This window comes from Parabacteroides sp. PM6-13 (assembly GCF_029892605.1).
Lineage (GTDB): Bacteria > Bacteroidota > Bacteroidia > Bacteroidales > Tannerellaceae > QVMG01.
This window is the reverse complement of record NZ_JARXWF010000010.1, coordinates 167556-190872: the sequence shown is the minus strand read 5'-3', so window position 1 is coordinate 190872 and position 23317 is coordinate 167556. Positions and strand designations below refer to the sequence as shown.

15 protein-coding genes are annotated in these 23317 nt (G+C 46.0%); all 15 read left to right on the top strand.

The window, feature by feature from the left end; all coding sequences use genetic code 11:
• The coding region (locus tag M2134_RS11085) for a hypothetical protein (protein ID WP_280758183.1) at positions 1-1260 on the top strand (1260 nt) is incomplete at its 5' end.
• 25 nt (positions 1261-1285) lie between these two features.
• Positions 1286-4360 carry a hypothetical protein gene (locus M2134_RS11080; RefSeq protein ID WP_280758182.1) on the top strand — a complete coding sequence of 1025 codons (3075 nt, stop codon included), beginning with the start codon at positions 1286-1288 and terminating at the stop codon, positions 4358-4360.
• A gap of 294 nt (positions 4361-4654) precedes the next feature.
• The gene (locus tag M2134_RS11075; RefSeq protein ID WP_280758181.1) at positions 4655-5185 is read left to right on the top strand and encodes an RNA polymerase sigma-70 factor; all 531 of its coding nucleotides are present in this window, start codon (positions 4655-4657) and stop codon (positions 5183-5185) included.
• A gap of 80 nt (positions 5186-5265) precedes the next feature.
• On the top strand, positions 5266-6240 hold the full coding sequence (locus tag M2134_RS11070; RefSeq protein ID WP_280758180.1) for a FecR domain-containing protein: 975 nt from the start codon (positions 5266-5268) through the stop codon (positions 6238-6240).
• 246 nt (positions 6241-6486) lie between these two features.
• On the top strand, positions 6487-9903 hold the full coding sequence (locus M2134_RS11065) for a TonB-dependent receptor (protein ID WP_280758179.1): 3417 nt from the start codon (positions 6487-6489) through the stop codon (positions 9901-9903).
• A gap of 11 nt (positions 9904-9914) precedes the next feature.
• Positions 9915-11738, top strand: coding sequence for a RagB/SusD family nutrient uptake outer membrane protein (locus M2134_RS11060; RefSeq protein WP_280750763.1), 1824 nt, complete (start codon positions 9915-9917; stop codon positions 11736-11738).
• A 12-nt stretch (positions 11739-11750) separates the two neighbouring features.
• Complete coding sequence (locus tag M2134_RS11055; RefSeq protein WP_280750762.1) at positions 11751-12416, top strand: DUF3823 domain-containing protein; 666 nt, start codon at positions 11751-11753, stop codon at positions 12414-12416.
• Between the two features lie 145 nt (positions 12417-12561).
• Positions 12562-14055 (top strand): beta-glycosidase, encoded by a 1494-nt coding sequence (locus M2134_RS11050; RefSeq protein WP_280750761.1) that lies wholly within the window; start codon positions 12562-12564, stop codon positions 14053-14055.
• Between the two features lie 247 nt (positions 14056-14302).
• Positions 14303-16342 (top strand): methionine--tRNA ligase, encoded by a 2040-nt coding sequence (gene metG / locus M2134_RS11045; protein WP_280750760.1) that lies wholly within the window; start codon positions 14303-14305, stop codon positions 16340-16342.
• Positions 16343-16359: 17 nt separating this feature from the next.
• Positions 16360-17385 (top strand): ATP-binding protein, encoded by a 1026-nt coding sequence (locus M2134_RS11040; RefSeq protein ID WP_280750759.1) that lies wholly within the window; start codon positions 16360-16362, stop codon positions 17383-17385.
• The gene (locus tag M2134_RS11035; RefSeq protein ID WP_280750758.1) at positions 17372-17947 is read left to right on the top strand and encodes a retron system putative HNH endonuclease; all 576 of its coding nucleotides are present in this window, start codon (positions 17372-17374) and stop codon (positions 17945-17947) included. Before M2134_RS11040 ends, M2134_RS11035 begins: the two co-directional genes overlap by 14 nt.
• A gap of 51 nt (positions 17948-17998) precedes the next feature.
• Positions 17999-19159: a DegT/DnrJ/EryC1/StrS family aminotransferase gene (locus M2134_RS11030; RefSeq protein WP_280750757.1), complete on the top strand. Its 1161-nt coding sequence runs from the start codon at positions 17999-18001 to the stop codon at positions 19157-19159.
• Entirely contained in the window at positions 19149-20168 is a 1020-nt protein-coding gene (locus M2134_RS11025; RefSeq protein ID WP_280750756.1) for a Gfo/Idh/MocA family oxidoreductase, read from the top strand. The genes M2134_RS11030 and M2134_RS11025 overlap by 11 nt, the downstream gene beginning before the upstream one ends.
• Positions 20169-20880: 712 nt before the next feature.
• Positions 20881-21843 (top strand): glycosyltransferase, encoded by a 963-nt coding sequence (locus tag M2134_RS11020; RefSeq protein WP_280750755.1) that lies wholly within the window; start codon positions 20881-20883, stop codon positions 21841-21843.
• 11 nt (positions 21844-21854) lie between these two features.
• Positions 21855-23300, top strand: coding sequence for a lipopolysaccharide biosynthesis protein (locus M2134_RS11015; protein WP_280750754.1), 1446 nt, complete (start codon positions 21855-21857; stop codon positions 23298-23300).
• Positions 23301-23317 lie beyond the last annotated feature (17 nt).

Genomic DNA, 23317 nt, shown 5'->3' with positions numbered 1-23317 from the left:
GGAAACGCGGGTACTAACAGTTCCATCCATTACAGTGGGAACTTCGGGATCGTGAGACACACGGGATCAAAAGGTTCTGCAGGCGGTCTTGTCGGCAGATTAGGCGATGATAAGGAGTTTAGTGCGGTAGAAATAACCGGTATGGTGGTCTCTTCTGTCAGTATGGCTCTTGCGCCTATCAATGGAATACTGAATCCTTATGTCAAAGCCCAGGGCGATGAAGTATCAAATAAACTGAAGATTACGAGTAAGGTGTTTAAAAGTACTAAATGGGTAAACAAAGGTATCGGATGGTCGCTCAAAGTGCATAATATTGCACATAAATTTATTCCGAAGGATTCATATAACCCTACGCTTGACGCGGAAATATTAGCCGCGGAGTATCAAGAAAAAATCAACACCTTCCAACTACAGCAGGCGGATGTATTCCGTAAAGCGATGCAGATACACAGCAGCCAGAACAACGCGTACGCGCAATTATACGAAACCGTGGGGACGAATAATCTGCAGTTCTGTTCACGCTTAAACGCGGACAATGAATACTTTATGCGGGTAAACGAGAAACTGCATGATTTCAAAGAAGAAAAGCGGTTGAAAGAACTTAAGAGCCAAATGACAGACAAGATAATCTATACGGTTGTCAAAGGAGTATTGTCGGTGGCAAGCATTACTTTGAGTGTTCTCTTAGCGGTTGGAACACTCGGAGCATCGGCGGTTACTACTGCCGCCTCTATTGCGCTCACTATAGGAAGCGGAACCAACACGCTGGTTCAGAAAGCGCGCGATTTCGAAGAGAATGTCTCTGTCATCGAACAGTGCTTCAACCAGGGGCATTTGGAAATAACAAACAAGGATGTTTACGCTGGAGGCCTGGTTGGCCGCTTCAACGACAAGTCTGAAATCAGTAATAGTTATAATATGGGCGAATTAACCACCAATGACAACCACCGCAAAGGAGGTATTGTAGGATATATGGGTGATAAAATTAATATCGAGAGCACCGTCAATTACGCCTTATGGGAAAATCCGAAATACGGAACCACCCTTGGGGCTGCCGATCCGGTTTACTCCAAAAATCATTGCAAGGTCTATTATTTAGCGAATGAGAATGATGAGGATAAAGATGAAGAGGGCAGATTTACAGCAGAGGAGTTGAAAAAGGCGGACACCTTTATCGGCTTCTTAGACGCAGCCTACTGGACGTTGGACAAGGAACAAGCATCTTTCCCTACCCATCAACCCAAATCCATGTATGAATAATAATCAATAGAAAAAAGAAAAAAATATGAAACGAATAATTTATATGATAGCCATCCTGGCAAGTCTCCATTTAATCAGTTGCGACAATGACGAACCACTGGTAGAGCCAGGAATAGAAACCGTTACGGAAGAAGGAGTTGTTTATCGGATTTTCCGCCTGGAGGTGGGTGATTCTTTTGTGAAATACCTGAAGAGCTTTGACCCGGCAGATGTAATGATCTGGAAGCAGGAGAAAGAGGATACGACAGGCATTCGGATAATGCGCGATCCGGAACGACTGAAAACACTGATTATTAAGATCCCGGAGAGTCTTAACCTGGAGGATGGTATCTACCGATCCCGAAATGCCCGTCAGGGAGATTGGGTGTTTACCTTCCCGATCGAAATGGCAGTAACGAATAATGTTGTCAGCAGTTGTCAAATGTCTTCCATAGCGTTTGGTTACGAAGATATGCTGCGTTATGATGAAAACAAGCCTGCTCCGGGCTCCATCTCTAATCCTTTCCTGATCGGTGATTTCCAAGAATTAAAGGATTTCAGAGCCTGTATAGAAGATGACGACGAGGCCGGAAAAGGGCGCTATTTCCTGCAAGACGGTGACATTCCTATCGACATGAGAAATATGAGTACAGGGGAGGTAGGCTGGACGCCGATTGGTCATCTCAAGGCAAAACGTATGGGATTCAATGGACATTACGATGGAGGTGGACATTCCCTGAAAAACTTCTACACCAACAATATCGATCCCAATAACCAGGGGATTAATTATTTAGGTATTTTCAGTATCCTGCTTCCTGAATCGAGTGTCAAGAATTTGACTATTGAGAATTATACCATCGACTGCCCGAACTGTTCGTATATAGGCACCTTAGCCGGTAGGGCTGATACGGGGGTTGTATTGGAGAATATTAAAATCATAAACTCCATAATAAAAGGGAAGGATTATTTAGGTGGATTAGTGGGTGAATTCAACGGTAGCTCTATCAAAAAATGTGTTACCGAAAGAGCAGAGATCGAAGGTGGCTCCGGTCTTGGTCTCCTTATAGGGGCGATAAACGCGGCGGGATATGCTAGCATTCGTATGTACCCTACCATTACAGATTCATATAATGAAGGTATGTCAAGACTGACCGGATCCAATAAGCTGGGTGGGATTATCGGTTGCGCGAATGGTGTGAACATGACGATAAGCAATGCGAAAAATGCAGCTTATAAAATAGAAGCGAGCGGCGATTTTGCAGGTGGTTTGATCGGTTATGTGACCGGTCGTTTGACGATGAAAGACTGCAGCAATGAGCTTAACGTAGGTTCGAATCAGACCGATAAAAAGTCATTGAATGCCAATGCTCACATGGGCGGGTTAATTGGATCCCTCAATAGTATGGACGGGTTGTCTACTATATCAAACTGCGAGAGCTCAGCTTCCATAAAGGCAACAGGGGGATATGTGGGAGGGCTTCTCGGCTCGTTAGGCGGATCTCTGAAAATGACGAATCCGCTTTGTGGTATCGAAGGACTGATAGAGCTCGGAGGAAATTACGCGGGAGGCCTCATTGGACATGCCGATGGAGATGTCACCATAACAGCTTCTGCTGATAAAAGTGTGAACAATACCAGCCTAATCGTAAACGGAGACTACGTGGGTGGTCTTATCGGATGTGCAACCAGGACTGTTACTCTTCAGAATGTCATGTCAAAAGGCGCGGTAACCGGGAATAAATTTGTTGGCGGACTAATCGGATCAGGGAAAAATATTACCCTTAAGGATACAAGAATGAGTGGTGTGGCAACCGTCATGGGGACAGAAAACGTCGGAGGGCTTGTCGGATATATTAGCAGTGGCACACTTACGATGGAAAACCAGAAGCAACTAGTCGTATTTGAGGGATTTGTTAATGCGGAATCCAATTTGTCGGCTCCTAATTGCGGAGGAGTCTTAGGGTATGGGATAGCAAGTACTGTGGAACTTAACAACCTGGAGATGCGTGGAAAAATTAATGGAGGCGAGAATGTTGGTGGCTTGATCGGGCAGATTGAAAAAGGCAGAAAAACGCATGTCGGTAATTGCCTGGTTGAAAGCACAAACGGTGTGCATGGCGTTAGAAATGTCGGCGGCCTGGGTGGACAGATATTCTCAGATTACCTAACTTTTGGATATTGTACCAATAATGCGCCTGTTACCGCCTCAGATAATAGAGCGGGAGGTATCGTGGCCTATCTGACGACAGATACCGGTACAGAGACCATTGCCAACTCGTGTTACAATAAAGGAGATGTGACAGCCATAGGAAGAGTCGCCGGCGGAATCATCGGCCGAATAGACCATGCCTCTACCTCGAATACCTTCACGGTAAATTATTGTGAGAATTGGGGAACAGTTTCTGCCATAGCCGACTTGGGCGGAATCATCGGATATATTGACAAAGAACAGGAGAGTAACAACTTGATATTTGACCAGTTACATAATCACGGGGTCGTCTCTTTCGCAGCAGGAACCCCTTCCGACGATTCAAAAACAGCTGGAGGGATCATTGGCAGAAGCCTTGCCCGAACCACCACCATCCAATATTGTAGTAACCGGGGGGAGATAAAGGCCTCCAAATCTCTATTTGCCGGCGGTATTATCGGCCGGATGGGTAAACAGGGCAGCGGTACGAGTAGCAATTACATCAATAACTGCTTCAATATAGCTACCATTGCAGGCGGAAAAACCGTCGGTGGTATCGTCGGAAAAATGGAGAATGTTCACAAAAAAAGCTATGGCATTCATCGTTGCTATAATACGAAGAAGGTAACCGGCGGCGATAACGTCGGCGGTATTGCGGGCGAAATTGATAATGGCAATATTGTTACACACTGCTACTATTTTGGCGCGGCTTTGGGTAGCAAATGTTATGGTATTGTGGATAAAGGACAAGACAGTCGCTTTGAGTATAATTATGTATTAGAAGGAACAGATACCGGATTCACAAATAAGAAGAAAGCCAAAAACCTAACCCAAAGCGAATTTGGAGTTGCCAGCAACTTCACGGATTGGAATTTTAGCAACACATGGGAAATGCGAAATGGCCGTCCGCAGTTAAGACATAACTTCGAATAAACCAAAGAAGAAATACTCTACTGTAGAGGTAACGAAAAAGAGGGAAAAACATTGTGTTTTTCCCTCTTTTCAAAAACGCTTACAGGCAGAAAGCGGATACTTAATATTGTTGTGACTCAAAAAGCCACGCGGGTAAGAATTTTTTTAGAAAAGGGAATAAACTAAAAAAATGGAAGGGACTAACGGAAGGGACTAAGGGTTTTCTTCTATTTTTGCGACTTAGATAGTGAGAATGGCTTACATCGATTTCTTTTAACACGAAAAACACTATTGGGGAAGAATTCACCATATGTCATGCAATGGGTTTGTGAAATGGCGGTGTCCGATTCACAGGCTGCGTTCAGGTCGCTCTATCTGCATTATTTCGACAGATTATTGCGATTTGCCTCTCTGCATGTGATCTCCTATTCGGAAGCGGAAGAGATTGTCTCCGATACCTTCCTGGCGATATGGAATAATAGGGCTTCCCTGCCTGAGATCACCCATTTCGATACCTATCTCTATTCGATTCTACGCTATAAAATCATCAGCCATCTCCGTAAGCAAACACAGCAGCATGTCAGCCTGGATGAGTTGCAGATCGATTTTTTCGCGGCTACCGAAACGACTCCTGAAGATGATCTGATCACCCAAGAGGAGATCTCCCGATTGAACGACGCCATCAATTCCCTGCCGCACAAATGTAAAATCGCTTTTAAGATGGTGCGCGAAGACAAAATGAAATACAAAGAGGTAGCGGCCATTCTTGAAATATCTGTGAAGACCTTGGAGGCTCATCTGGCCACCGCTACCCGTAAGATTCGCGAAGTATTGGCAGGCAAATAGGCCTCTCCCTAAAAAATCTCTCTCCCCGACTAAGGGTATTTCTCTTTTTATGCGATTAAAGAAATAGAGACAATAACAACATGGAACAACATATCGACCAATTAATAGTAAAAGTATTGAACCGGGAGGCCTCTTCGGAGGAGATTATCCGTTTCAGTCAATGGCTATCCGAGAAGGAGGAGAACAAAAAGGAGTTTCGCAAGCTAAAGAGTTATTGGGATGCCGAAATATCATTCAAACATACCCTTCAGCCGGAGCTTTCTTTGCAGCGTACGGAACGAAAAATACAGGACGAACAGCGCAAACAGGGTCGAAAAGCCAGGCTGTTCTATCGCTATTCGGTGGCTGCTTCCATCGTGATCCTATTGGGTATCGGATCGTTTTTCCTGCATGAACAGCGGATAAAAGAGCTGGCGCCGGTGGAATATTTCACCTATCTCACCGAAGATAATAAAACCAACTTCACGCTTTCCGACGGTACGAAGATCTTCCTGAATAAAAACAGTAAGCTCGTTTTTACGAACAGGTATGATGAAGAAGAACGCGCGGTACGTCTGGAGGGAGAAGCCTACTTTGAGGTGGAGCACAACCAGGAGAAACCCTTTGTGGTGGAGATGGGCGATGCCCGGATACAGGTATTGGGCACCTCGTTTAATGTGAAAAGAGACCTGGATAATATTTATGCCACCCTGACAGAAGGATCTATTCGTTTCGAGGCACCCTCACAACAGATTATTCTGTCGCCCAATCAGCAGTTGGTCTATACCAACGGTTCCCATCAGATCGCTGTCTTCTCGGCCGATATCGATACCGAGCTGGCCTGGATGGAAGGGCTTATCCGTCACAAGAACCGACTCTTCTCTGACATTATCAGCGGATTGGAAAAGCGCTTTGGGGTAAAGATCGTGATCCATAATGAAAAACTGAAGAACTCTTCCCTGTCGATGACAGGCACTTTCGCGGAAGATCAGTCGCTGGAAGATATCCTGAAGGTGATATCCATCTCCTATCCGTTTACCTGGGAAAAGAAAGAAAACATCTATTATATCAAATAATTATTATTCATCCTTAAAATCGAATGCCCATGAAAGAAAACACCTTGTAAAGCAAAACCGACAAGTAGAGGAATCCCCTATTTGCCGGCTACTTGAGAAAATCAATTAATTCAACACTTATATCATCGGTGACCAAACTTCGAATATAAGTGCATTATTAACTTCATTATCTGATACAAAAATATGCAAAATGTTTCTGATTATCTGCCTTTTCCACGAAAAGGCATAAAAAAAGTATTGGCTGTTATGAGAATCACCGTATTTATCTTGTTTGTCTCTGCCTTCCAGTTGGTCGCCATGTCTTCCTATTCGCAGACGACGACGCTTTCTGTCAAAGAAAACGGAATAACGCTGACAGACCTGTTCACGCAGATTGAAAAGCAAAGTGAGTTTCTCTTCTTTTACTTGGATGCGGATGTAAAAAACATTCAAGCAAACATAAACGTAAAAGAGGGAAAGATCGAAGCGGTGTTAGAAAAGGCGCTGAAAGGGACTGATCTGACCTATATCATCAACGATCGGAATGTAAATATTCTGAAGAAAAGCCGCCTTCTTCCGCAGCAGGCGCTTCGGCAACTGATCGGCCGGGTGACCGACACAAACGGCGAAGCGGTGATCGGTGCCAATGTGGTCGAGAAGGGAACGACCAATGGTGTCGTAACGGATATCGATGGCAACTTCACCATTTCAGTGTCGGAAAATGCCCTGTTGCAGGTCTCTTATATTGGGTATATCACTCAGGAGATAGCGGTGGGCGACAAAACATCGTTTGACATTATGCTTAGAGAAGACATGCAGACGCTGGACGAAGTGATCGTAGTAGGCTATGGATCGCAGTCGAAGCGGAAGGTGACCACCGCCATAAGCAGTGTCGACTCAGAAGACCTCTTGCGCTCCTCTTCCACCACGACCGCCGGTGCGCTGTCGGGTAAAATGGCGGGGGTCTCTACCCGTGCCTATGACTCACGTCCGGGACGGGGCATCACCGTTGAGGTGCGTAATATGGGCAAACCTTTGTATGTGATCGATGGTATTCCTTTTGGGGGAGACGACAGTCGCGACTGGTTGGGCGTAACGCGTATCTCCGGGAATGATGCCTTCAATGCCTTAAGCCTGGAAGATATCGAAAGTATCACCATCCTGAAAGATGCCTCTGCCTCCATCTACGGACTGCGCGCGGCTAACGGGGTCGTGTTGGTCACCACCAAAAAAGGGCGTAAAGACGATAAAGTATCCATCAATGTGAATGGCTACTACGGTTGGCAAAACCTGACGCGGTTCCCGAAAATGGCGAATGCTGCCCAGTATGTACGTGGTCGTATGGAAGCCATACAGAATGCCGGAGGCGATCCCAGCGTAGATTATCCCAGAGAAGAATATGCCAAATGGCAGGCTGGTACCGAGCCCGGCTACCAAAGCTACGACTATTATGATCTGATCATGCGTAAGAATGTACCGCAATACCATTTGAATGCCAATGTGACCGGCGGTTCAGCGCGTACGAACTACTATATGTCGCTATCCCGTACGGATCAGGAGGCTCAGATGAAGGATTTCAACTATTCTCGTACCAATTTCCAGGTCAATCTGTCTACCAATGTTTTCAAAGGACTGACCATCGGTACGCAGACCTCCCTGAAAATGGATGAGATACGTGATGTAGGTTTGAGCGATGCCGACAGCTATTTTGGCGCTATGCTGGCTGTTATGGCCAACCGCCCCACGGCAGGCCCATACGCCAATGGTAATACCAACTATATCAATAACACCCCTAATCGACCAGACCTCAATCCGGCTCTCTTTAACCGGGAGACCATGGGTTATAAAGATACCTATACCAAGGCAGCAAACGTCAACCTGTTTGCCGAGTATAAATTTGATTTCGGTTTATCGGCCAAATATACCTATTCGCATAACTATACGGATGTGTTCTATGACGGCTTCCGCTACTCTTATGATCTTTATTCGTATGATCAGAACAACGACGCGTATAATAAGACCGGTGGTTTAGCGGCACCCTGGCGATTCCAGAACAAGCTAAAATCGACCTCCCGCTATCATAACTTCCAGTTGAGCTACGCGAACACCTTCTGGGAAGATCATTCCATTTCGGCGGTGGCAGGCTATGAGCGAAGCGATTGGGACAGAGACCTGACCTGGTTACAGGGTGCTCCCAGCAACAATTATGTGCCGTTGATTACCGGAACAGAGGTATTGACCGGCTATGGTGACGAATGGACCTATCAGGCAAGAGCCGGTTATATCGGAAGACTTAACTACAGCTATAAGGATAAATACCTGGTTGAATTACTGGCTCGCTACGATGCCTCTTACCTGTATGCGCCCGGCAAACGCTGGGGATTCTTCCCGGGTGTCTCTTTGGGATGGCGTATGTCGGACGAGAAATTCTTTGAGAAGCTGAAAACAGTAGTGAGCGACCTGAAAATAAGGGCATCTGTAGGAGAAGCCGGACAGGAAGAGGGTGTTAACGCGTTTGGCTACCTGATGGGATACGACTACGGTCGTTTCACCAACAATGCCCTGGTGGGAGGAGCCGTGCTCGATGGCGAATACATCACCGGTATGCAACCGAAAGGACTTCCGGTCACCAACCTGTCGTGGGTAACACATACCACGTATGACCTTGGGGTGGATGCCAAATTTTTCGATAACCGGCTTTCGGTTACTGCCGATGTGTTCCGGAAGGTGATCTCGGGACGTCCCGCCGGACGCTATGACGTGCGTCTGCCGAGCGAAGTGGGCTATAGTCTGCCGAACGATAACCTGACGAAAGACGAATACCGAGGTGCGGAAGGGATGATCACCTATATGGATCAAATCGGTGAACTCAACTATAGTGTGAGCGCCAATATAACCTACTCGCGCTACCGCGATATGGAGAGATATAAACCCCGCTATGGAAACTCATGGGACGAATATCGCTCGGCACCGCTCGACCGTTGGGGTGGCATTTGGTGGGGATACCAGGTGATCGGAAGATTCCAGTCGGAAGATGAAATTCGTAACTATACCATCGACAATGATGGAAAAAATAACCGGACACAACTCCCCGGTGACCTGATCTATAAGGATGTAAATGGCGATGGTGTCATCAATGGCATGGACGAAAGACCTATCGGTTATCCTGACGGATGGACCCCTATGCTTTCTTTCGGTGGTAATATCGGCCTGCAATGGAGAGATTTCGATTTGAATCTGGACTTCTCGGGAGGCGCTATGCAATCATGGAATCAACATTATGAATTGAGGAATCCGTTCCATGCAAACGGTAACTCACCCGCCTACCTGTTGGAAGACCGGTGGCATCGGGCGGATATCTATGACCCCAACAGCGAATGGATTCCCGGTAAATACCCGGCCGTACGCTATAACACCAGCGACAACAACGGGCGAACATCCGATTTCTGGCTTCACGACGTGCGCTATCTGCGGTTGAAGAATGCTGAATTCGGTTATAGCCTGCCTAAACACCTGATTAATAAGATATACCTGACCAAAGCACGAGTATATGTGAGCGCGTCTAACCTGTTTTCTATCGACAATGTGGGCGAGTTTGAGGTCGACCCGGAGATTCAGGCGAGTGGCGGTGCTGTTTATCCGCAGCAGCGGACAGTGATGGTCGGATTTAATTTAACGTTTTAATGATACAGTTTATGAAGAACAAGATATTCCTTTTATCAATAGTATTGACAGCCTTTACGATCGTTACCAGTTGTGATAACGACGCTTGGCTGGAAAGAACACCTAAGAACAGTGTGACGGACGATCAGGTATGGGACAGTCCGGCGATGATAAAGAGTCTGTTGTCTAACTTCTACAACAGGCTGCCCGGTCCGGTCTTTGACACCGGTGCCGCCTGCGAAGGCGACGACGCCATGTGGTCGGGTCATGGCGATGGCGACGGCGGTCGGAACGATCGTGTCGACTATGCCCTCAACTACGGACGGACATGGGAATACGGATTTATTCGTGACATCAACCTATCGCTCGAAAAATTGGAAGCCGTATCGAGCCTTCCCGAAGAGCAGAAGAAACACTACAATGCTGAGTTTCGTTTTATCCGGGCATTCCATTATTTCAATATGATCAAGCGAATGGGTGGTGTTCCACTGGTGACCGGTCTGCTTCTTTACGACGGTAGCGGTGATCCTACTCCGTTGCAAATAGCACGTGCTACCGAGGCGGAGGCTTACGAGTTTATCTACAACGAATTGGAAGAGGTCAAAGGCTACCTGAAAGAGACGGAGAATAGTCGGACGCGGGGTAACAAATACGTGGCTCTGGCCTTGCAGAGCCGGGCTATGCTGTATGCCGCTTCGTTGGCGAAATACAATAATTTGATGTCTTCCCCTATCACCCTGCCCGGCGGCGAAGTGGGTATTCCTGCCGCCAAGGCAAACGAATATTACCAGAAGTCACTCGCTGCCTCGAAAGAACTGATCGCCAGCGGCAAATATGAATTATCAAACGATTTCTATAAACTGTTTGTCGATAAGAGCCAGACGGAAATGATCTTTGCCAAGGATTACCTGCGTTCGGCTGAGAAATGGCATGCTTACAGTTTTGATAATATTGTGAAGAGCTTGAGCTCAAGCTCTACCGGATCATCCACCATATCACCCTCCCTAAGCTTTGTGGAATGTTTCGACTACCTGGACGGAAGTAAAGGAACTTTGAAAGACAAAGATGCGAACGGTAACTATATCGCCTATGAAAACCTGGAGGATATCTTTGCCAATAAGGACGCGCGCCTTTGGGGGACTGTGGTTTATCCGGGTAGTACCTTCCGTTCTTCGCCGACAGACATTCAAGCGGGTGTTGCCGTATGGAACGGCAGCGAGTATGAATTCAGGACAGGCGCCTTGGGAAGCACCTATACCGATGGCGAGAAGCTGACCGGACTCGATGGACCTAACAACGGAGAGATGTATGTCAGCAACTCCGGCTTTTACCTGCGTAAGATGGTCTGTGAAGAACCGGAGGCATCAGTACACCCCACATTGGCAGAGAACTGGTGGCCTTGGTTCCGCCTGGGTGAGATCTATCTGAATGCTGCCGAAGCAGCTTTCGAACTGGGGCAAACAGATGAGGCGAAAAACTACATCAACCGCCTAAGGGAGGCACACGGTGGATTCCCCGCCAATAGCCTGGCAACGATCACGATCGATATCATACGCAACGAACGCCGCATTGAACTGGCATTCGAAGACCATCGCTATTTCGACCTGAAACGTTGGAGAATAGGCGACCAGGTATGGAACGGACAACGCAACGATCCGAACGCCATGATCCACGGACTGTATCCCTACCGGGTGATACGTCCCGGGCATGCGGATGATGGCAAATATATCTTTGACAGAGTCGTTCCTACCCGCTTTAAGCATCCCCGCTTTTTCAGAGTGGAAAACTATTATTCATCCATCGCGGATGATGTGTTGAATAACAATCCGAAAATTGTTAAAAACCCATTCCAATAAAAGAAGAAAGTTATGAAAATGAAATATATAACACTGATAGCTGCTATCGGGCTATTGTTTACAGGTTGCGAATATGATAACTATGACGAACCCAACGCGACATTAAGCGGACGGGTCGTGTACAACGGCAATCCGGTGGGTGTGCGTATTGATGGTGCCCGCCTGGAATTGTGGCAGGACGGATATGCCGACAAAAAGAAGATTGATGTGTATATCGGACAGGATGGACACTACTCTGCCGCCTTGTTCAATGGACAGTATAAGCTCGTACGCGTGGCCGGAGCGCCCTGGGAGGCTCAATCGAGCGACACAACGGTGATCGATGTGAAAGGGCAGACCGTGCGCGACATTGAAGTAAAACCGTTTATGGTCATCAATAACGAATCATTCCGCAAAAGCGGCAGCAACGTAGAGGCGAGTTTTACGGTCGACAGAGTCGTTGACGCTGCCAAGCTGGAGGAGGTAAAGCTCTATTTCAGCAAGAATATGTTGTTGGACAACAATAACAACGATGGTGCTGTCAGTATCGATATCTCCTCGATTGTGTTAGGGAGCGGAACCACTTTCACGGCTCAGGTTCCCGCCTCTTTGGCGTCACGGGATGTATTTGTGAAGTTGGGTGTTCGTTCCGACAAATCGAATGAATTCTATTACACACAGGTTCAGAAATTACAATAAAAACTATTACTCTAAAACTATTACTCCAAGAGGCTGACTAAGAAGTCCTATCAAGGTTATCTGATCGCTCGCCGGCAAGGCGCTATAGGACACTTTTTAGTCGGCCTCCTTTTTATTCATTCAATTATTCTATACGATGAAATACATGTTAAGAAGAACGATTTTATGGAGCAGCGCCGCGATATTGTTCGTTTCAGGCTATGCCCAGTCATTCAACCGGGTTAGCAGTACGGAAAACAATCCCTGGCAAGAGGCAAAGGTTAAATTGCAATCGACAGCCGGACAAACACCGCTGTTGGAGGTCGATGGAACGGAAGAGGGGACTGTTCTCAAGGCATGGGGAACCACCTTCAATGAGCTCGACTGGGAGACGCTATTGATGCTTACCCGCGATGAACAGGAGGAGATCATGCATAACCTGTTTGCTCCGGAAGGCGACCTGAAGTTTACTCGCGGACGTATCTCCATGAATTGCAACGACTACGGTCGTTCTTGGTATAGCTGCGACGAAGTACAGGGCGATTTGGAATTACGCTATTTCAATATCGATCGCGACAAACGAAGCATTATTCCGCTGATCCGGGCGGCACAGAAATACAATCCCGAATTGACTTTTTGGGCTTCTCCCTGGAGCCCGCCAAGCTGGATGAAAATCAACAACGACTATCCGGTGGTGAGCAGTCGCCACAATCAGGCGGATAGCCGGATCGATTACCTGCTTTTCGGATCTGTCGAGGGGATCGATGAAGACGAGATGAAATTCTTAGGTGAGCGTCAGGGACAATTCCCACGTAAGCTGGCTACGCAGGATTATTTCATTCAGGATCCGCGCTACCTGCAGGCCTATGCCAATTATTTCTGCAAATTCATTGATGCCTACCGAGAACAGGGCGTGCCGATCGATATGATCATCTACCAGAACGAGGCTTATAGCTACACCCCGTACCCCGGTTGTGCCTGGACCGCAGAAGGGACGATCCGCTTCAACCGCGACTACCTGGCTCCAACACTCAAAGAGAAATATCCCGAGGTGAAGCTTTATCTTGGCACATTTAATAGCAACCGGCAGGATCATGTGGAGAAAATCCTGGCCGATGAGGGACTGCGCAACAGTATCGACGGCGTGGCTTTTCAATGGGAAGGTCGTGAGATCCTGCCTGAGATCCGTCGGCAATATCCCGCTCTGCATTACATCTGTTCGGAGAGTGAGTGTGGCAACGGCTCGATGGACTGGAAAGCGGGCGAACACACCTTTTTCCTGATCAGTGATAATATGGGGAACGGATGCGACGAGTGGTTTAACTGGAATTTCCTATTGCCCGACACCGGTACCAGTCCTTGGGGATGGAACCAGAACGCCCTAATCCAGGTAGATTCGAAAACCCGTACGTTCCGATATACGGCCGAATATTATGCGGTGAAGCATTTCACACACTACATAAGTCCGGGTTCCCAAATGGTCGCCTATCAGCCTTCCGGTGAAAACAAAACGCCGGTGGTGGTTTACAGAACCCCGGCAGATAAGTATGTGGTCGTGGCAGGCAACTTCAGCGAAGCGACAAAAGAGATGACCATCCGACTGGGTAAACGTTACCTGAATATGCAGTTGGCACCCCATTCGTTTAATACCTTCTATTAGGCACTCTCTTTTCGGAATAAGAGCTCCCCCTTTCTTTCTTTATATCCATATCTGTTTCTTTTTGGCAAAGGCGCACATTATTCATATCAAAAACGTGTGTTTTTACACAAAAACAATACTTATGCAATATAATAGGGATAAATAAGCTCGACAGAAGCAATAATAAACTATTTTATAAAATTCAAAACAGCTTCTTAATATTGTTTTCGTATTTTTGTGGTTCAAAAAAAGATAGAAAATACAAAGTATGGGAAAGCAATTCAAGAGAACGCTGATAACGACAGCGCTTCCGTATGCCAACGGACCGGTTCATATTGGTCACCTGGCTGGTGTGTATGTGCCGGCAGATATCTACGCGCGTTATCTACGTCTCAAAGGGGAAGAGGTTTTACTGATCGGAGGCTCCGACGAACATGGGGTGCCTATTACGATCCGCGCCAAGAAAGAGGGGGTGACACCGCAGGATATTGTCGACCGTTTTCATGCGATCATTAAGCAGTCGTTTGCCGATTTCGGTATTACGTTTGATGTCTATTCCCGCACGACTTCGGAGACTCATCGTCAGGTGGCTTCCGACTTCTTCCGCAAACTGTACGATAAGGGGGAGTTTATTGAACAGACCTCCGAACAATATTACGACGAGGAGGCCAAGCAATTCCTGGCCGACCGCTATATCACCGGTACCTGTCCGCATTGCCATAACGAAGGGGCTTATGGCGACCAGTGCGAGGCATGCGGTACTTCGCTCAACGCGACCGACCTGATCAATCCGAAATCGGCTATCAGCGGGAGTGTTCCCGTGATGAAAGAGACCAAACACTGGTATCTGCCATTAGACAAATACGAACCGTTCCTGCGCCAGTGGATCCTGGAGGGGCATAAGGAGTGGAAATCGAATGTGTATGGACAATGCAAAAGCTGGATGGATATGGGCTTGCAGCCGCGTGCCGTCAGCCGTGACCTCGACTGGGGTATTCCTGTGCCGGTGGAAGGGGCCGAAGGCAAAGTGTTGTATGTATGGTTCGATGCGCCGATCGGTTATATATCCAACACCAAGGAATTGTTGCCCGACACCTGGGAAACCTGGTGGAAAGATCCCGAAACTAAATTGTTGCATTTCATTGGGAAAGATAATATCGTGTTCCACTGCATTGTGTTCCCGACCATGTTGAAGGCGGAAGGCACGTTCAACCTGCCGGAGAATGTGCCAGCTAATGAATTTCTGAACCTGGAAGGCGATAAGATCTCCACCTCGCGCAATTGGGCGGTGTGGTTGCATGAATACCTGGAAGAGTTCCCGGGCAAGCAGGATGTGTTGCGCTATGTATTGACAGCCAATGCGCCTGAAACGAAAGATAATGATTTCACCTGGCGGGATTTCCAGGCACGCAATAACAATGAGTTGGTAGCGATCCTGGGTAACTTTGTCAACCGGGCATTGGTATTGACGTCGAAATATTTTGATGGGAAAGTACCTGCCGCGGGCGAACTGACCGAGTATGATAAAGAGACACTGATAGAATTTGCTGATGTCAAAGCCGATGTGGAACGTTTACTCGATACATTCCATTTCCGCGACGCGCAAAAAGAGGCGATGAACCTGGCGCGTATCGGCAATAAATACCTTGCCGACACCGAACCCTGGAAGCTGGCGAAGACCGATATGGAGCGCGTGGCGACTATCCTGAATATCTCCCTGCAGATCACGGCTAACCTGGCGATTGCCTTCGAGCCGTTCCTGCCTTTCAGCATGCAGAAACTGAACGAGATGCTGTGTGTAGAGCCATTGGGATGGGATCGTTTGGGTCAGACTAACCTCTTGGCAGCTGGTCATCAGTTGGCCACACCCGAGCTGCTGTTTGAGAAGATCGAAGACAGCGTGATCGAGGCACAGATACAGAAACTGCTCGATACCAAGAAGTCAAACGAAGAGGCAAGCTACCGCGCCAATCCGGTGCGTGAGAACATCGAATACGACGACTTCACGAAATTGGATATCCGCGTGGGAACCGTCTTGGAATGTGCCAAGGTACCGAAAGCCGATAAATTGTTGCAGTTCCTGATCGATGATGGCTTGGAAAAGCGAACGATCATTTCCGGCATCGCCCAGCATTACAAACCGGAAGAGCTCGTAGGCAAACAGGTATGCTTCATTGCCAACCTGGCGCCCCGCAAACTGCGTGGCATTGTTTCGGAAGGCATGATTCTCTCGGCAGAGAATGCCGACGGCAGCCTGGCTGTTATTATGCCTCAAAAAGAGGTGAAGCCGGGTAGTGAGGTGAAATAAGTTAATACTATCATATTATGAAACTCAAACATCTCCATATTGATTCGTATAAAATCTTTCAGGATTTTGATATCGACTTTTGTGTGAACAACGTGCCTGCGGATATTATTGTGATAACAGGAGTGAATGGAACGGGGAAGACGACGTTGCTAAAGGAGGTGTTGAGTCCGGCGGAAATGCATTTAGGTAAAGATAACGGAGGGGTTGTTACCTATGTGCATTCAGGAGAAGAGGCAAAACTACAAATTCCTGTATTTGCCGATTATAATCATGCTGAAATTTCGTTTTTACCAGCATCTACCATACAAATAGATAAGTTAATAGACTTTATCTCCCGCTATGTGGATAAGCTCGTTCTTGAAGATGGCAAAACAAGTTTTGAGGCTTATGCTGATATCCAACAAATGATTGACGATATTCTATCTGACTTTCAGTTGGGCACTCGCTTTTGGGGAATGAATCGTGACCGACAGCTTATATTTACAAATGCGCAAGGTCAGAAATTTGATATAAACGGCCTTTCCGATGGTGAAAAACAGATATTAGGTAAGGTATTCCCCTTGTTTACCGATGAGATGAAAGGGAAAGTGATCCTGATGGATGAACCGGAAGAGTCATTGCATCCTTCTTGGCAATCCAATCTAATCCCCGTTCTTCGCCGCTGCGCGAAAGAAAATGACTGCCAATTTATCATTGCAACCCATTCACCGCAGATTATCTCTTCTGTACATACAGAGGAGTTGCGCCTGCTTGTTCGTACCGAAGAGGGAACAATAAAAGCAATGGAATGCAGCGAAGGTCCTTATGGCTGGACGGTGGAAAAAGTATTGCTGGAGATTCAAGGCGTACACAGTTTGCGTGTGCCTGAAGTGGAAAAGAAACTTCAGCAGTTAGAAGAAATGGTAGAAAAGGAAGAATATGAAACAGACTCTTTCCAAAGCCTTATGCAGGAAATGGAAGCAACTTTGGGTTATTCAGATAAGAATCTTGTTTTGATACGCTTGGAAATACTCCGCAAAAAGAAAAAAAATGAAGCGAATTGATAAAGAGGCTCCTTCCTTCTTTTCTGCTTATATCAGAGAGAATAAACCGGAACGATGGGAAGATATTACTCCCATCCGGGCTGATTTGCGCGCGCATATACTAAACGAGCAGGAAGGTGTTTGCGCGTATACGGAGATCCGATTGCCTGACTTCAACAAAAACTGTCATATCGACCATTTCCGAAAAAGAGATCATTTCCCTAAATTGACTTTTGATTATGCTAATTTACTTGTTTCCTGCAACTCAGAAGAGTATGGAGCAAAACATAAAGACAAGGTAATAACGAGCGGAGAGTATGGAGATCTGATAAATCCTGTGGAGGAATCCGCAGCAGGGCATATCGAGTTTACCTCTACAGGAAAGGTTAATCCTTTAACGGCTAAAGGAGAGAAAACAATAACAACCTTCAATCTCAATGCAAAATCCCTGACAGAAAGGAGAAAAGACAAAGCGTTCTGCCTTTCTTATTATATAAAGGATGAATTTACCGAAGATGATATCGTGCAATCGATAGGTGAATTTGAAACAATGATTCGCCAACTCTATCGTGAGATGGCCTAATTATCCCTATCTCTTTTAACAATATCTTACCCCCCTTTCCGTTCTAAAAATATGACATATCCCCATACTATTCAAATGGTCGATCTGCATGGCCAATATCTTCGACTAAAGCCGGAGATCGATGAGGCTATGCAATCGGTGATCGATTCCTCGGCGTTTATCAACGGGCCGCAGGTGAAGGAATTCGTCGGCCAATTGGCGAGTTATCTGCAGGTACCCCATGTGATCCCGTGCGGAAACGGGACAGATGCGTTGCAAATTGCCCTGATGGCGCTCGGATTGAAGCCCGGCGATGAGGTGATTGTACCTTCGTTTACCTATATAGCGGCGGTCGAGGTGGTGGTTATGTTAGGGCTTACACCGGTATTGGTCGATGTCGATTCGCTCACGTTCAATATAGATGAAACGTTGATTGAAAAGGTTATCAACCCCAAAACAAAAGCTATTATCGCCGTTCATCTGTTTGGGCAGTGCTGTGATATGGAAACTATTCTGCAAATTGCTTCCGATCATCAGCTTTATGTTATTGAAGACAATGCTCAGTCGATGGGAGCCATCTGTACCTTTACCGACGGAACAAAGCATTATGCCGGCACGATGGGGCATATTGGCACCACCTCTTTCTTTCCTTCCAAGCCATTAGCCTGTTATGGCGACGGGGGAGCAATGATCACTTCCGATCCGGAGTTGGCCGGTCGGTTACAAAAAATAGCTAATCATGGACAGGCGGGGAAATATAATCATGAGATAGTCGGATGTAATTCCCGGCTGGATACCTTGCAGGCAGCTATTCTGCAGGTGAAACTAAGACACCTGGATGAGTTCAATGCCCACCGTCAACAGATTGCCAAACGTTATGATGAAGAGTTAAGTGTTGTAGAAGAAGAAACGGATAGGCTCCTATTGCCTATTGTTTCCGACTATACCACCCATGTGTATCATCAGTACACTCTTCAGGTATTAGGAAGTGATGCCCGTGATAAATTGAAAAAACATCTTGCCGAACGTCATATCCCTTCTATGGTTTATTATCCGCTTCCGGTATATAAGCAGCATGCCTATAAGGAACTGGTGTGTTTTGCAGATGAGAAAAGACGAGATGAATCAGGCTATTTAGCCAAAGATGTATTATCCATCCCTATCCATACGGAAATGAAGGAAGATGAGCAAACCTATATTATTGAAGCAATCAAAGCGTTTTATGGAATGTAATACAATCCGCTTCGCGGTCGTGGGATGCGGACATATTGGCAAGCGACATGCCGAAATGATTACGCGGGATGCCGGTGCCGAGCTGGTGGCCTTATGCGATATCCGTCCCAAGGAAGAGTTGGGCATTGAAGCCTATGATGTATCTTTCTATTCTTCGTTGGAAGAGCTGTTGGATAGCGATATCTCTTTCGACGTATTGAATGTATGCACCCCGAACGGTCTGCATGCGGAAATGGCTGTCCGGGGAATGGAAACCGGACATCATGTAGTCATTGAGAAACCGATGGCGCTTACTAAAGCTGATGCCGAAAAGATCATTTCCACCTCGGAAAAACTGGATAAAAAGGTCTTTTGCGTGATGCAAAACCGCTATTCTCCCCCTTCCGTCTGGTTGAAGGAGATGGTCGACTCCGGACGGTTGGGCGATATCTATCTGGTACAGCTCAACTGTTACTGGAACCGCGACGAACGCTATTACAAACCGGGCGGCTGGCATGGTGATGCCCGGTTGGATGGAGGCACTTTGTTTACGCAATTTTCCCACTTCATTGATATCATGTACTGGCTCTTTGGCGATATCACCAACCTGCAAGCGCGCTTCGCCGATTTCAATCACGCCGGACTGACCGACTTTGAAGACTCCGGTATCATCAGTTTCGACTTCGTAAACGGAGGCATGGGCAGCCTCAACTACTCCACAGCGGTATGGAACCGCAACCTGGAGAGCAGCCTCACAATCGTCGCCGAAAAAGGAAGTATCAAAGTAGGCGGGCAATACATGAACGAAGTAGAATACTGCCATATCGAGGACTACGACATGCCCATCTTGGCTCCCACCAACCCCGGCAACGACTACGGCCCCTACAAAGGCTCCGCCCAGAACCATAACTTCGTGATCCGCAACGTAGTCGAAGTCCTTACCGCCCCAGATACCCACCCCATAACCACCGGCATGCACGATGGCATGAAGGTGGTGGATATCATTGAGAGGGTGTATAGGGGGAAGTGATTGTGCCTTTTCCGTTTTCCATTGCATTAAATAAAAAAACCACCCGAAGGTGGTTGGGATCTTGGCATTTCTCATCCAAGAGGGGTTTGTGTTATTACTAACACTACGCAAATATAGTAAAAAAGTAACAAAAAGCAACGGAAAATAGTAAAAAAGGGGATGTCTCAAGGTAAAATAACATAAGTCTAAGCACTTTACGACTATATTGACAGTATGGATATAATAAGGCTCCGCCCATAACCACCGGCATGCACGATGGCATGAAGGTAGTGGATATCATCGAGAGGGTGTATAGGGGGAAGTGATGGCGGTTCATCTGTTCAAGGTAACGTGTCTTTTAGTCAACCCCTGGGGCTAACCCAAAAGTAGCGAATTCAGTATCTTGGCTCCTCGCCTGGTCAGGCGAGGGGGACCGCCGCTTGCGGGGGTGGAGTGGTTGTCTTTACTTGTATTACTTTGATATACTATTATTTACAAACAATATCAACCTCTCCACCGCTGCGAGCAGCGGTCCCCCTCTCCTGACCAGGAGAGGAACTTTAGATAGTTGTCCGCTACTTTTGAGTCAGTCCCATCTCTTAAAATTTGCCGGAAGAGGGAATAATATTCGTTTGTTGGCGTTATCTTTGTGAGGTGTAGCCTATTTACTTGTATACGATGGCGTTTAAGGGGTTCGCTATACAGAATATTTATAAATAACGCTTAACGCATTATGCAATTATCAATTATCATCCCTGTTTATAACGTAGAGGCCTATTTGGAAGAGTGTCTCAATAGCTGCCTGGAGCAGGATATTCCGCATGCTGACTATGAAATAATCGCGATTAATGATGGATCTCCTGACGGAAGTTTAGCTATCTTAGAGCGATATGCAGATAAATATCCGAATATTACAGTCCTATCACAAGAGAACAAAGGCTTAAGTGCCACCCGAAACCGAGGTATTGAAGTTGCCAAAGGCGAATATATCTGGTTTATCGATTCGGATGATTGGATTGAAAGAAATTGCTTAAGTAGCACACTTGGTTTTTCCGAAGATATGGTGATGTTTGATGGACTCTATGGAGCCATTGGAAATAATATTTCTAAAGAGATATTCAAAGAAGTTTCTCTTGAGAAACCTCATATAAATTTTATATGTATTTCACCCTGTGTTTATCTGTTTAAAAGAACTTTTCTTGTCGATAATAACCTGAAATTCATAGAAGGACTATTTTTTGAGGATACAGAGTTTACGCCTCGTTGCTTTCGTTTTGCTAAGAGTTTCAGACGTTTGAAACAAACTGTTTACTATTACCGAAGCAATCCTGACTCTATTTGCCGTGCACCTGAGTTCTCAAAATACTATCACCATTATCTCATTGCATGTGAAATATTGAAAAATATAAAAAAATATACTACTCCCGGAGACAAATGGGATCTATTCTTTCAAAGATCTATTGTAGATATAGTATCAACGGGTATGCATAGATGTCTTGCTTTGCCCTTAAAAGAGCAAATGAGATTTTTTAAGGCAGTTAAAGGGAATAAGGAAATCACCCAGATATTACGTAAGAATAGTAAGCCAGGACAAAAAATAAAGGGCATTTTACTAAAAAATGCTGTTTGGGCTTTACCTCTTTATTTACGCCTTGAATGTGCCCTTGTTATCCCTTTGAAAAATAGGTTTCGTTAATTTATAGTCAAATGGAAGAAATCCCTCTAAAAACAAAAACAGCCAAAGGCCTCTTTTGGGGAGGATTGAGTAGTGGTACTCAGCAGTTGATCTCGGCTTTTATGGGGGTGTGTTTTTTGATGTATCTCTCTGCGGAAGACTATGGGGTTATAGGCCTCTTGGGGATCTTTACGGGTATAGCTTATACGCTTCAGGAGGGAGGGTTCTCTGCCGCATTAATTAATCGTGAAAAAGAAGATAGAAAAGACTATAATGCCTTTTTCTGGTTTAGCCTCTTCCTAAGTCTTTTATTCTACCTTCTTTTATTCTTCTGCGCTCCGGCTATTGCCGCATTCTATAACCAACCGGATCTGATCTTGATTGCCCGTGTATTATTTCTTACCCTTCCGCTCAATGCGATCACCTTTGCTCCCTCCACTATCATGGCGCGTCGGCTTATGGTAAAAGAGGGGGCTATTGTAGATATTGTATCCATCCTTATTAGTGGAAGCACCGGGGTCGTTATGGCTATCCAAGGCTATGCCTATTGGGCGTTGGTTGCTCAGATGGTTGTTTATGCATTAATGAGAAGCATTTTGTTTTGGTTCTTTTCTCCTTTCCGTCCCTCCTTATCTTTCGATTTTTCTCCGATCAAAGAGATGTTCTCCTTTAGTGTCAAGCTGATCTTCTCAAGTATTATCAACCAGATACAAGGAAATATATTCTCTGTCTTATTAGGTAGGTTTTACACCAAAACGGAAGTAGGAGTCTATTCGCAGGGAGTAAAATGGGCCGGCATGGGCTCAAATATTTTGCTTCGTATGGTTAGTAGCGTAGGGCAACCTATGTTTGCCACAATCCAGCACGATAAAATACGTCAGCTCCAAGTCTTGCGTAAGATGATGCGCTTTGTCGCTTTTACGGCTTTTCCTGTCATGTTGGGTATCGCTTTTATTGGGCAGGAATTCATTTCCGTTATCAATGAAAAATGGCTTCCCTGCGTTCCTATTATGCAAATCTGTTGTGTAGGTGGTATTTTTGGTGTGTTTGGTTCGTTATATAATCAACTGATTATGAGCCGTGGCAAGTCCTCTTTCTTTTTTGTTACATCACTTGTGTTTGGTATATTCCAAATTGCTTTCGCCTTCCTGATGCTTTCTTTTGGTCTCTACTGGATGGCATTTGCTGCCATGGTTATCAATTTTATCTCCCTGGGAGTTGCCCATTTTTATGCCTCCACACTTATTCCAGTGCGCCTTAAGCATATTTTGAAAGATACGATGCCCTATCTACTGATTACGATTACTATCTTTGTGGGTGTCCATTTCCTTACGGTGGGCATCGAAAGTGTGGCATGGCGATTTATTCTAAAGATAGCTCTTTCCGTTGTATTGTATGTTCTTATTATGTGGAGAAGTAATTCTGTAATATTCAAGGAGAGTGTTGATTTGATTTTGAAGAGACAGATAAAAGGCTAACCACCCATTCCCATTCC